The organism is Labrys sp. 22185 (assembly GCF_052045555.1).
Lineage (GTDB): Bacteria > Pseudomonadota > Alphaproteobacteria > Rhizobiales > Labraceae > Labrys > Labrys neptuniae.
The window spans coordinates 236,712-248,852 of sequence record NZ_JBQEPH010000006.1 but is presented as its reverse complement, the minus strand read 5'-3'; the positions used below and the strand labels follow the sequence as shown (position 1 = coordinate 248,852).

The window sequence follows — 12,141 nt, the reverse complement described above, 5'->3', positions numbered from 1 at the left end:
TCCAGATGCCGGTCGCCCGGGAACTTATAACTGCGGTTTGCTCGACGTGTCGGTTTTCGGTTCGGCCGCCGCGAGCGGAGTCACGGGAGGCTTGGCCGGATAGTAGGTATAGGAAAGCGTGATCGTGTGCACGCCGGCAAGATAGTCGACCTTGTCGATCGCGGGATCGACGAAGAAGACCACCGGCAATTCCTGGCTCTCGCCCGGCCCCAGCTTCTGGTTGGTGAAGCAGAAGCACTGGATTTTCGAGAAATACGCACCGGTTTCCTGCGGCGTCACATTGTAGGCGGCCGCGGCATAGGTGGTTTCCTGCGAGAGGTTGGTGATCTTGTAATAGACCGTCTTCACCTCGCCGGCCTTGACCGTCACCGAGCGCTGCTCGGGCTCGAACTTCCAGGGCAGGGCCGGGTTGATGTTCGAATCGAAGCGCACCTCGAAGCTGCGGTCGAGGACCTGGCCCGGGGCGGCCTCGGCAACGCGCGTGGTTCCCGCGAAACCGGTGACCTGGCAGAACAGCGTATAGAGCGGCACGGCAGCATAGGCCGCACCGACCATCGATGCCACGAACGCGATGCAGGACACCGCGATCACGCCATTGCCGACTTTGGGGCGCGAAGAGGAGGGCTTGTCGGGCGTTCCAGCCATTCTAGAACCCCTTGTCGAGCACGCCGGGGCCCTTGACGAAGCTCACGGCATAGACGAGCAGCACGAAGGCGATGAGGGCGGCGGCGATCGCGATGGAACGCCAGTGCAGCTTACGCGCCTGGTCGGCTGGCAGCCTGGCGACCCAGCTGTCCTTGGGCGGGCGCTGATAGGCGAGGGGACGGAACAGGATGATCAGCAGCAGGATGATCAGGGCCGGTCCGATGAACCAAAGATGATGCGCCATCATGCCAGGACCCTCATCACCAGCGCCTCGCCGAGCAGGCAGGCGAACAACACGAACAGATAGAGGATCGAGTAGCCGAACATGCGCTTGGCTGGGCCCATGTCGCCGGGCTTGCGCCAGATGTCGATGGCAAGCCAGAGCATGCCGAGCCCACCCAGGCCCGCAACCACGCCATAGCTCCAATGCGCATAGCCGAGCAGCCAGGGCAGCATGCCGATCGGAGCCAGCAGCACGGTGTAGATTAGGATCTGGCGGCGGGTCTCGTGGTCTCCCGCCACCACGGGCAGCATCGGCACGCCGGCCTTTTCGTAGTCGCCCGACTTGAACAGCGCCAGAGCCCAGAAATGGGGCGGCGTCCACATGAAGATCAGGGCGAAGAGCACGAGGCTTTCCACGGTTACCGTGCCGGTCACCGCCGCATAGGCGACGACCGGGGGCAGGGCGCCCGCCGCACCGCCGATCACGATGTTCTGCACCGTCCAGCGCTTCAGCCACATCGTGTAAACAACGACATAGAAGAAGATGGTGAAGGCGAGCAGGCCCGCGGCGAGGAAGTTGGTGAAGACGCCCAGCGCCAGCACCGACAGGCCGGACAGGATGATGCCGAAGACGAGCGCCTCGCCCGGGCTGACCCGGCCGGCTGGAACCGGACGGTTGCGTGTACGCGACATCACGGCATCGATGTCGGCGTCGTACCACATGTTGAGGGCGCCCGAGGCGCCGGCGCCGACCGCGATGGCGATCAGGGCGGCGAGGCCGATGACCGGATGGATCGGGCCGGGCGCCACGACCATGCCGGTGAGGGCGGTGAACACCACGAGCGACATCACGCGCGGCTTGAGCAAAGCCAGGAAATCGCCAACCGACGCGATGCTGATCACGGGAACAGCATCGTCAGCCTCGCCTTGGATGGGCATGCCGATATCGGTCAAAGAACGTTCCTTTTCGTCGAGCCGGCCAGACAGGAGATGCTTGGTCTGAGAGCATTTGGCCGGAGGCCCTTGCGGGCCGGTTTTCTTCTCGAGCCTTCGGGGAAACGCTCGAGAAGAAAACCTGTTTGCTGGAGGCGGGAGGGCGGCCGTCGAAACGGCCGCCCTCCCGAAAGCTCATGCGTTCGAGGGGCTCAGCGGATGCGGGGCAGTGTCTCGAACTGGTGGAAGGGCGGCGGCGAGGACAGCGTCCATTCCAGGGTGGTGGCGCCTTCGCCCCAGGGATTGGCGGCCGCCTGCTCCTTGCGGACGAAGACCGCATAGAAGTTGATGGCCAGGAACCAGATCACGCCGCCGAAGAAGATGAAGGCACCGAGCGAGGAGACCAGGTTCCAGCCTGCGAAGGCCGGGTTGTAGTCGACGAGGTGGCGGGGCATGCCGGCGAGGCCGAGGAAGTGCTGCGGCATGAACAGCATGTTGGCGCCGACGAAGGCGATCCAGAAATGCACCTGGCCCATCCAGTCAGGGATAACGTAGCCGAACATTTTCGGGAACCAGTAGTACCAGCCCGCGAAGATGGAGAAAACCGCGCCCAGCGACAGCACGTAGTGGAAATGCGCCACCACGTAGTAGGTGTTGTGCAGCGAGCGGTCGACACCGGCATTGGCCAGCATCACGCCGGTGACGCCGCCGACGGTGAACAGGAAGATGAAGCCCGTCGCCCACACCATGGGCGCCTTGAAGTCGATGGAGCCGCCCCACATCGTGGCGATCCAGGAGAAGATCTTCACGCCGGTCGGCACCGCGATCACCATGGTGGCGAACACGAAATAGGCCTGGGTGTCGACGTCGAGGCCGACGGTGTACATGTGGTGGGCCCACACGACGAAGCCGACGACGCCGATGGCGACCATGGCATAGGCCATGCCGAGATAGCCGAAGATGGGCTTGCGCGAGAAGGTCGAGATGATGTGGCTGACGATGCCGAAGCCCGGCAGGATCATGATGTAGACTTCGGGGTGACCGAAGAACCAGAACAGATGCATCCACAGGATCGGGTCGCCGCCATTGGCCGGATCGAAGAAGGCGGTGCCGAAGTTACGATCCGTCAGCAGCATGGTGATGGCGCCGGCGAGAACGGGCAGCGACAGCAGCAGCAGGAAGGCGGTAACCAGCACGCCCCAGGCGAACAGCGGCATCTTGTGCAGCGTCATGCCGGGTGCGCGCATGTTGAAGATGGTGGTGATGAAGTTGATGGCGCCCAGGATCGAGGAAGCGCCGGCCAGATGCAGCGACAGGATGGCGAAATCCATCGCCGGTCCGGGCGTGCCCTTGATCGAGGACATCGGCGGATAGGCCGTCCAGCCCGTGCCGACACCGAGGTCGTCGGCGCCGGGGCCGCCGGGCACGAACATCGAGATGATCAGAAGGCCGAAGGCCGGGATCAGCAGCCAGAACGAGATGTTGTTCATGCGCGGGAAGGCCATGTCCGGCGCGCCGATCATCAGCGGCACGAACCAGTTGCCGAAGCCGCCGATCATCGCGGGCATGACCATGAAGAAGATCATGATCAGGCCGTGCGCGGTCACGAACGCATTGAACGTGTAGGGGTTGGTGAAGAATTGCTGGCCCGGGAACATCAGTTCCGCGCGCATCGCCACCGACAGCAGGCCGCCGATGATACCCGCGACGAGCGCGAAGATCAGGTAGAGCGTGCCGATGTCCTTGTGGTTGGTCGAATAGACATAACGGCGCCAGCCGGTCGGATGATCATGCGCGTCATGGGCATGCGGATCTTGGGCATGATCCCCATGCGCCGATGCGTTGTGGGCAGTGGCCATCACATTCAATCCTTTAGTCGAGCCGTCAGGCCATTACTTTACTACGACGGAGGTCGCGGCTGCGACCTTGTCCGGGGCGGCGCCGTTCATTGCAGTCTTCTTGCTGGCCACCCACTTCTGGAACTCTTCCTCGCTCACCACGCGGAAGGCGATCGGCATGAAGGCATGGTCGCGGCCGCACAGGCGCGAGCACTGGCCATAATACATGCCTTCGCGGGTGGCCTTGAACCAGGTCTGGTTCAGGCGACCGGGAATGGCATCGATCTTGATGCCGAAGGAGTTCACCGAGAAGGAGTGAATCACGTCGTTGGAGGTGACCTGCACCACCACCGTCTTGTTCACGGGCACGACGACCTCGTTGTCGACCTTGAGCAGGCGCAGCGGATCGCTCATGGGCAGGTCGCGCACCATGGTGGAGGAGAAGGAAATGTCGCCATTGTCGGGATATTCGTAATCCCAGTACCACTGGCTGCCGGTCGCCTTGATGGTCAGGTCGGCCTTCGGAATCACTTCCTCCATGTAGAGGAGCTTGAACGAGGGCAGGGCGATGCACACCAGCACCAGAATCGGCAGCACCGTCCATGCCACTTCCAGGATGGTGTTGTGCGTGACCTTGGAGGGGACCGGATTGGCCTTCTTGTTGAAGCGGACGATCACGTAGAGCAGCAGGACCATCACGAAGAGGGTGATGGGTACGATGAACCACATCACATAGGTATGGAACCAGTTGATATATTCCATGACCGGCGTGGCGGGTTCCTGCAGGCCCATCTGCCAGGGCTGCGGCTCGCCGAGGCCGCCCTTGGCGGCCTCTTCGGCACCGGCCGTGCCGATCATGAGGCCCCACAGCAGCGATGACAGTGCCACCCCGCCCATTTTCTTCCTAGCCTGGAAAGCCATCCGCCTTCTCTCCAATTCCCCGCCGACACGACGCAGCCGATACGGCACGTGGTACGCCTCTTGGCTCGTTACCGGTCGGGAGCGCCAATCGCGCAAAACTCTCTGGCGCGCAGATTTCACGGATTGGAACTCATGTAAAGCACACGGTCACTCAAAAACCACAATCCACAGCGCATCGCAATGGTTCGACGTCCACGGTTTGTGCGGCAATTGGGCGCGAAAGCGCCATGATGTGCCGTCAACCTGGGTGGAACACCGTTGCGGCGCCGTGCTTGACAGTCAGGGCCTGTCTGCTACCCGTCGCGACTGAAATCCAAACCGGGCCTGCGGGCCCTGATTCGGCGAGGATGTAACTTGTTGGCACACATGCTGAAACATGCTCTTGCGACCACGCTGCGGCGGGTAGCCGGCCTTTCCTTCGCGGGCCTGCTGGCCGGTGCCGTGCTTGGCGGTCCTGCCGCGGCGCAGCAGACCGATCAGCTCGGCGTGCTGCGCTCGACCCACGACAATTGGCAGGTGCGCTGCGATACCCCGCCGGGGGCCCAGCAGGAACAATGCGCGCTGGTGCAGGCCGTCACCGCATCCGATCGCCCCAATGTGGCCCTCTCGGTGCTGGTGCTGCGCACCGCGGACCAGAAGAGCCGCCTGCTGCGGGTGATCGCGCCGCTCGGCGTGCTCCTGCCGTCCGGCCTTGGCCTCAAGATCGACGGCAAGGATGTCGGCCGCGCCGCCTTCGTGCGCTGCCTGCCGACGGGGTGCCTGGCCGACGTGGTGCTCGACGATTCCCAGATCGGCATGCTGCGTACCGGTAAGGAAGCCACCTTCATCATCTTCCAGACACCGGAAGAGGGCATCGGCATTCCGCTGACCCTGAAGGGCTTTGGCGAAGGTTTCGACAAGCTGAAATGAGGCATTGGAGGGTCGATCTCCGAATCGACCTTTCGTGGATCTCGACGGTGCCGGGTCGATCCGGAGATTGACCCTCCAAGGGTGCCTTATACTGTCGCCCGATCCAGAATCGGCCGCAGGTTCAGGCCGGCAGGGAGGGCGCCGTAGCAGCCACGCATGCCGCCAGCGAGGCGGCCGGCGATGAAGGCCTCGGCCATCGGTGCAGGGCCGTGGCGGAGCAGAAGCGAGGCTTCCAGCGCCAAAGCGAGATCTTCCACCAGACGGCGGGCCAGGCCTTCCTGCAAGCCGTCGGCACGCATGGATTTATGGATGGCTGCGACGAACGCATCGTAGCGCGGATCCAAACCCCGTGCCGCCTCCAATTCGCTGCGCAATGCCTCGACGGTCGCGGGCTCCTTGGCGAGCGCCCGCAGCACGTCGAGCGCGTTGACATTGCCGGAGCCCTCCCAGATCGCGTTGACGGGCGCCTCGCGATAGAAACGGGCGAGCGGTCCCTCCTCGACGAAGCCGTTGCCGCCGAGACATTCCAGTGCCTCGTAGCTGAGATTGGGCAGGCGCTTGGTCACCCAGAATTTGGCGATGGCCGCCCCGATCCGCGCAAAGGCAGCTTCCTCAGGCGTATCGGCATCGAAGGCCCGGGCGACTCGCATGACCAGCATGGTGGCCGCTTCCGCCTCGACCACCAGGTCGGCGAGGACGGGCTGCATCAGGGGCTGCTCGATCAGGAGCTTGCCGAAAGCCCGGCGATGGGCGGCGTGGTGTACGGCCTGTACCGCGCATTGGCGCATCATGCCGGCACAGACCAGGGCCGCGTCGAGCCGGGTCTGGTTGACCATGGCCATGATGGTGGCGACGCCGCGTCCTTCCTCGCCGACGCGCCAGGCCAGGGCACCGGCATAGTCGATCTCGGCCGAAGCGTTGGAGCGATTGCCGAGCTTGTCCTTGAGGCGCTGGATGAAGATGGGATTGCGGGTGCCGTCCGGCCGCCAGCGCGGCACGAAAAAGCAACTGAGCCCACCGAGGGCCTGCGCCAGGGTGAGGAAGCCATCCGACATCGGGGCCGAACAGAACCATTTGTGCCCGGTGAGTTCGTAAAAGTCTTCACCGAGGGGGGCTGCGCGGGTGGTGTTGGCCCGGACATCGGAGCCTCCCTGCTTTTCCGTCATCGCCATGCCGATGGTCGCCGCTCCCTTGTCGGCTACCGGCCGGGCCGAGCCGTCATAGGCATTGGCTCGGATGAGTGGGCCCCATTGTGCAAAGAGAGTCGGCGCCTGGCGCAATACGGCCAGGCTGGCGCCGGTCATGGTGATCGGGCAGCACACGCCGGGTTCGATCTGGGTCAGCATATATTCCAGGACGGCATGGGCGACGAAGCCGCCGGAACGCCCCGAGGCCGGCAGGGAATGGATGCCGGCCTCCAGGCCGCATGCCATCAGGGCATGATAGGCGGGGTGGAACTCGACATGATCGATGCGCTGGCCGAAGCGGTCGAAACTATGCAGTTCGGGCGTGTGGCGGCCGGCGGCCTCGCCGAGCGCGATCGCTTCGGCGCTGCCGATCGAGGCCCCGAAGGCGCTCGCGGCGTCCCGTGCCCAGCTGGCGCCTTCGCGCTCCAGGGCAGCCTGCAGCCCGGGGTCGCTGTCGAACAGGTTGTAGTCCAGCAAAGGCGGGACCTGGTTGGTCACCTGATGGGTCGGCAGGTCGGCGATCGGCTCTTGCGCAATCATGGCGTGGCTTCCTGACTGCGGGTCAAACTATCGCGTGGGAGCACCGCTGGCGAGGGGGGAAGGGAGGGCAGGGGTTTTCCGCCGCAGGATATCGGCCTATATCGATGCCCTTCGCCCACCATGGGCAACGGGGCGTGCGGATCGTCCGGCCTTCTTCCGAATGCCGCAACGAGGTCCGCATTCCCAGGAATTGGACTGAAAATGCGCCATCCCCAAGCCGACGACGATGCCGCGCCCGCCGAGGTGTCGGTGCAGCCGGCCGCCCTGTCGCCGACGGCGAAATTCGTGACCGGCTCGATCATGCGCCATGTCGTGGTGATGACCACGACGGGTTCGATCGGGCTGATGTCCGTCTTCGCCGTCGACCTCATCAACCTGTGGTACATCGCCCATCTCGGCGACACCGCGGCGACGGCCGCGGTTGGCTACGGCGCGGCGGTGCTCTTCCTGGCGACCTCGATCTGCATCGGCGTGATGATCTCGGCGGGTGCTCTGTGCTCACGCGCATTGGGGGCCCGCAATCGCGAGCTGGCGCGACGCTACGGGGCTTCCATCCTGGTGTGGATGATCCTGATCAACGCGCTGGTGGCGGCAGTTGCCTTTCCGCTGATTCCCTGGCTGCTCACGCAGCTGGGCGCGACCGGCCGCACGCTGGAGCTGGCGACCATCTTCCTGCAGATCAGTGTGCCGAGCGGCGTGCTCATGGGCAGCGGCATGGCGCTTTCCGGCGTGCTTCGTGCCGTCGGGGATGCCAGGCGCTCGATGTATGTCACGCTGTCGGGGGCGATCGCCGCTGCGATCCTCGATCCGATCTTCATCCTGTGGTTCGGCCTCGGTGTCGAGGGGGCGGCGATCGTCATCGTGATCTCGCGGCTGGTTACCGTTGGAGTTGGCTGGTATGGCGCTTCCCGCGTGCATGATCTGGTGGGCCGGCTGTCGCTGCGCGAGGCGCTCGCCGATACCGGGCCGATCATGGCGATCGCGGGGCCGGCCATGCTCGCCAATCTCGCGACCCCCGTGGCCAATGGCTACATGACGGCGGTGCTGGCCCCCTTCGGCGACGGCGCCGTGGCGGGCAATGCCGTGATGGGGCGCCTGATCGCCTTCTGCTTCGGGGGCATCTTCTCGCTCTCAGGCGTCGTAGGACCGATTCTCGGGCAGAACTACGGTGCCGGTCGACTCGACCGCGTGCGCCGTGCCCTGACCGATGCCTTCACCTTCACCACGATCTATGCGCTGGTCGTGTGGGCGGTGCTGGCGGCCGCGCACCAGCTGGTGATCCGCCTGTTCAACATCGTCGATCCGCAGGCTGCCCAGCTCATCACCTTTTTCTGCCTGTTCGCGGCGGGATCGTGGGTCTTCCACGGGCTGCTCTTCGTTGCCAACGCTTCCTTCAACAATCTCGGCTTTCCGATTGCCGCGACCCTGTCAAATTGGGGCAAGGCCACGCTCGGTACCATTCCCTTTGCCATGGTTGGCGCAAAATATTGGGGAGCGGAGGGGGCATTGGCCGGACAGGGGCTTGGCGCCGTGATCTTCGGCGTGTTTGGTGTATGGTGGGCTTACCGCTCGCTGCGGTGGCTTAAGGTCCCCGGACAGGCCTAGAGCAAAGCGCGTTTGGACCGAAACGCTCATTTGCTCTAACTCTTTGGTTCGACGCGTCTTTGCGATTCTTGGCGATTCCGCCAGATCGCAAGACGCTTTAGGGCCGCGGCGGCGGTGGCATGGGAAGCGGCATGAACACACTTTTCGATCTATTGAACACCGCGCAGAACGGGCAGGCGATCGACAATCTGGCCCGCCATTTCGAGCTCAGCCAGAAGCAGGCTTTGGCGGCGGCCGAGGCGCTGATGCCGGCCTTTTCGCTCGGCCTGAAGCGAGAGGTGGAGAAGGCGAAGACGGCTTCCGAACCGCCGGATTTCTTCGGCTTGTCGGGAGTGCCGCAGGTCGACAGCTTCCAGGATGCGGCCCTGACCTTCACACAGCAGGCGACCCAGCAGGGCCAGCGCGTGATGGCAGCTCTGTTCGGCACGTCCGAGATGACGAAGGCTCTGTCCCAGCTCGCCGCATTGCAGAGCGGCGTCGCCGCCCCGGTGATCGCCGCGATGCTGCCGTCGGTGGCGTCCATCCTGGTCAGCGGCCTGGCGCGGGCAGGGGCGCCGGCGCCCAGCAATCCGTGGGGCGACATGGTCGAAGCCATGATGCGGGCTTTCCAGCCGTCTCAGCCCAAGCCGGCTCCCTGGTTCGACAACAGCGCATTGGCAGCGTTATGGGCGCCGTTCCTGATGCCGAGCCCGGCCCCGGTTCCCAGAAATGACGCGGCGGCGGTAATGGATCAGATGCTCGAAGCGGGAAGCCAGATCCAGAAGGCGCAGGCTGATGCGATGCAGTCGCTCCTGGAGAGCTGGTTCGGCAAGAAGTAGCCCACGAAAAAGCCCGCTTCAGGCGAAGCGGGCTGAGGTGCGGAAGTCACGCTTCCGGGGCGTTCTGCCGCAGGGGAAGCGGCCAGAAGTCGTGCCGGTCGGGCATCAGGCGTGCAGACCGACAAAATTGTCATGCTTGGCGGCCTTGGCCGAGCAGCGCCAGTCCATTTGCGCCGCGACGAGCTGGGCCGACGGATCGCGCCAGAGCGGCTGCGACAGGGCGCCTTCGACGTCGGTCGGCGTCAGGCCGAGATCGCGCAGCATCGCTGCATCCGCAGCGGCCAACTGGTTGATTTCCCGGCGGTTGTGAAGCGCGACGGCGAGACTGGCGATCTTGCCGAATACAGCGCGCACCATCTCGGTGAGGGTCGAGACGAGAGAGGAAGACTGGCTGTTGACGACGACGCTGTTCATCGGATTCTCCATCGGGCGGCCGGTGATGCAGCGCTCCCGGATGGAACGCTCCACTCATCACCAATACTGAACAGTAACACTATGAAACATCGGCATTGATCAATCCAACGAATGTTTCTAATGTTCAGCATAAGCGATTGTTATCGTGCTCCTTGATGGCGCGTGGAGGCACGCACCTCAGGCAATAGCGAGGCGAGGGTGGCCATGGCAGTGCTGTTGGATATCGATCAGCTCAGGACCTTCATTGCCATCGCCGAAACGGGCAGCTTCACCCGCGCCGCGGACATCGTTTTCAAGACCCAATCCGCCGTCTCCATGCAGATGAAGAGGCTGGAGGAGCGCATCGGCAAACCGATCTTCGAGCGGGACGGTCGCGCCTCCAGGCTGACGGAAGACGGCGACAAGCTGCTCGACTATGCCAGGCGCATCGTCAAGCTCAACATGGACGCGGTCTGCGCCTTTTCCCAGAACGAGTTGACCGGGCGCGTGCGCATCGGCATTCCCGACGACTACGCCGACCGCTACCTGCCCGAGATCATGGCGCGCTTCTCGCAGGCCAACCCCAGGGTCGAGGTGACCATCGTCTGCGAACCGACGCCGATGCTGATCGAACGTATCAACACCAATGATCTCGACCTCGCCATCATCACCCATGTCGAGCACAAGGGAGCAGCCGAATTCGTGCGGCATGAGCGCCTGCTCTGGGTGACCTCGAGCCGGCATCAGGTCCATACCGAGACGCCGCTGCCGCTTGCGCTCGGCCGTCCGAGCTGCGGCTGGCGGCAGGCGGCGCAGGAGAAGCTCGAAACCATCAATCGCAGCTATCGCGTACTTTATTCGAGCTGGAATTCGACCGCGGTCGGCGCCATGGTCCTTGCCGGCCTGGCGGTCTCGGTGCTGCCCGAGAGCGCGTTGAAGCCGGGCATGCGTGTCCTCGGTCCCACCGACGGCTTCCCGCCGCTGCCCTCCTGCAAGATCGGGCTGGTGCGCAATTGGCGCGAGCAGACTTCGCTGACCGATGCGCTCGCCAGCCTGATCATCCAGAGCCTCGACAATCTGGCGCAGAACGAAGCGGCGGAATAAAGCTGCCGGTTTGGATGAGGCGAGGAGCCGTCGATCCGACAGCCTCTTTCCCGGATCGGCGGTGTGCTCAAGCCGCGCTTTTCAGCGGGCTCGGCGAGCCCTGGTTCGCCAGGACCAGGGCCGAGGCGGGATTGAGGCTGTCCACCATCGTGGTCGGGATCAGGATGGTGGCGCCCCGCTCCTTGGTCGTTTCGTAGATGATGTTCATGGCTCTGAGCTGCAAGGCGGCCGGATGGCTGGCATAGGTCTCGGCCGCCTCCACGAATTTGCTGGCGACTTCGGCTTCCGCCGAGCCGAGGATGACGCGTGCCTCTCTTTCCCGCTCGGCCTGGGCCTGGCGTGACATCGCATCCTGCAGGGCCACAGGGATGGCGACGTCGCGGATCTCCACCGACATCACGGTGATTCCCCATTCGGCGGTCTTGCCGCCGATGACGTCGCGCAAGCGCTCGTCGGCCGCCTTGCGATCGGACAACAGGGAGGACAGCATCGAGGCGCCGATCATTTCGCGCAGCGAGGTCTGGGCGACGCGGTCGATCGCCTCTCGGTAATGGGTGATCGCCAGCGCCGCTTTCTCGGCATCATGCACATGCCAGAAGATGATGGCATCGACATTGACGGGCACGGTGTCGCGGGTCAGGGCCTGCTCGGCGTTGAAGGCGGTGGTCTGGATGCGTTCGTCGATCACGGCGACGACATTGTCGATGACCGGAATGATCGCGAACAGGCCGGGTCCGTAGACGCCCTGCAGATTGCCGGCGCGCAGCACCACGAATTTCTGCCAGGTATTGGCCATCTTGAGCGAAGCCGCAACGATGAGGGCGAGCAGGAACAGGACACCGGCAAGCCAGTACTGACCGAGATAGGCCGAGCCTGCGCCGGCGAGGGCGAGAATGCTCGTGGCGAACAGGGTGATGGGGTTCATGGCGATACTCCCGGAGCGGGCGTGGAGGCGTCATCGCCTCCTGGCGCCAGTTCCTGGTTCCGCCGCATCCTGCGGGTCCTGGTGACCCTGTCGGGAGCAAA

Annotated in this window: 12 protein-coding genes; 4 read left to right on the top strand and 8 right to left on the bottom strand. The window is 64.2% G+C overall.

Going from position 1 to position 12,141, the window contains the following annotated elements:
- Positions 1 to 24: 24 nt before the first annotated feature.
- The 5 genes from ACTJKX_RS14845 to coxB all read right to left on the bottom strand — a co-directional run bounded on the left by ACTJKX_RS14845 (position 25) and on the right by coxB (position 4,559).
- Positions 25 to 645, bottom strand: coding sequence for a cytochrome c oxidase assembly protein (locus tag ACTJKX_RS14845; protein ID WP_311945270.1), 621 nt, complete (start codon positions 643 to 645; stop codon positions 25 to 27).
- Between the two features lies 1 nt (position 646).
- Positions 647 to 892: a hypothetical protein gene (locus ACTJKX_RS14840; protein ID WP_068291626.1), complete on the bottom strand. Its 246-nt coding sequence runs from the start codon at positions 890 to 892 to the stop codon at positions 647 to 649.
- Complete coding sequence (cyoE, locus tag ACTJKX_RS14835; RefSeq protein WP_440725779.1) at positions 889 to 1,812, bottom strand: heme o synthase; 924 nt, start codon at positions 1,810 to 1,812, stop codon at positions 889 to 891. The genes ACTJKX_RS14840 and cyoE overlap by 4 nt, the downstream gene beginning before the upstream one ends.
- 200 nt (positions 1,813 to 2,012) lie before the next feature.
- A complete protein-coding gene (gene ctaD / locus ACTJKX_RS14830) occupies positions 2,013 to 3,659 on the bottom strand; it encodes a cytochrome c oxidase subunit I (RefSeq protein ID WP_311943313.1) in 1,647 nt (548 codons plus the stop codon).
- Positions 3,660 to 3,692: 33 nt separating this feature from the next.
- Positions 3,693 to 4,559, bottom strand: coding sequence for a cytochrome c oxidase subunit II (gene coxB / locus ACTJKX_RS14825; RefSeq protein ID WP_376717756.1), 867 nt, complete (start codon positions 4,557 to 4,559; stop codon positions 3,693 to 3,695).
- A gap of 366 nt (positions 4,560 to 4,925) precedes the next feature.
- Between coxB and ACTJKX_RS14820 the strand changes: the two genes are divergently transcribed.
- On the top strand, positions 4,926 to 5,468 hold the full coding sequence (locus ACTJKX_RS14820) for an invasion associated locus B family protein (RefSeq protein WP_311943311.1): 543 nt from the start codon (positions 4,926 to 4,928) through the stop codon (positions 5,466 to 5,468).
- An 86-nt stretch (positions 5,469 to 5,554) separates the two neighbouring features.
- Here the strand turns inward: ACTJKX_RS14820 and ACTJKX_RS14815 are convergent, their stop codons facing one another.
- Positions 5,555 to 7,195, bottom strand: coding sequence for an acyl-CoA dehydrogenase family protein (locus ACTJKX_RS14815; protein WP_440725715.1), 1,641 nt, complete (start codon positions 7,193 to 7,195; stop codon positions 5,555 to 5,557).
- Between the two features lie 201 nt (positions 7,196 to 7,396).
- Between ACTJKX_RS14815 and ACTJKX_RS14810 the strand changes: the two genes are divergently transcribed.
- Both ACTJKX_RS14810 and ACTJKX_RS14805 read left to right on the top strand, forming a co-directional pair.
- Positions 7,397 to 8,800: an MATE family efflux transporter gene (locus ACTJKX_RS14810; RefSeq protein ID WP_440725714.1), complete on the top strand. Its 1,404-nt coding sequence runs from the start codon at positions 7,397 to 7,399 to the stop codon at positions 8,798 to 8,800.
- Positions 8,801 to 8,931: 131 nt separating this feature from the next.
- Positions 8,932 to 9,618 (top strand): DUF937 domain-containing protein, encoded by a 687-nt coding sequence (locus ACTJKX_RS14805; RefSeq protein ID WP_440725713.1) that lies wholly within the window; start codon positions 8,932 to 8,934, stop codon positions 9,616 to 9,618.
- Positions 9,619 to 9,723: 105 nt separating this feature from the next.
- Here the strand turns inward: ACTJKX_RS14805 and ACTJKX_RS14800 are convergent, their stop codons facing one another.
- Positions 9,724 to 10,032, bottom strand: coding sequence for a DUF1127 domain-containing protein (locus ACTJKX_RS14800; RefSeq protein WP_311943303.1), 309 nt, complete (start codon positions 10,030 to 10,032; stop codon positions 9,724 to 9,726).
- 204 nt (positions 10,033 to 10,236) lie between these two features.
- Between ACTJKX_RS14800 and ACTJKX_RS14795 the strand changes: the two genes are divergently transcribed.
- A complete protein-coding gene (locus tag ACTJKX_RS14795) occupies positions 10,237 to 11,115 on the top strand; it encodes a LysR substrate-binding domain-containing protein (RefSeq protein WP_311943301.1) in 879 nt (292 codons plus the stop codon).
- A gap of 67 nt (positions 11,116 to 11,182) precedes the next feature.
- On the opposite strand, the gene ACTJKX_RS14790 is transcribed toward ACTJKX_RS14795, so the two are convergent.
- Positions 11,183 to 12,040: a slipin family protein gene (locus tag ACTJKX_RS14790; RefSeq protein ID WP_311943299.1), complete on the bottom strand. Its 858-nt coding sequence runs from the start codon at positions 12,038 to 12,040 to the stop codon at positions 11,183 to 11,185.
- Positions 12,041 to 12,141: the final 101 nt, after the last annotated feature.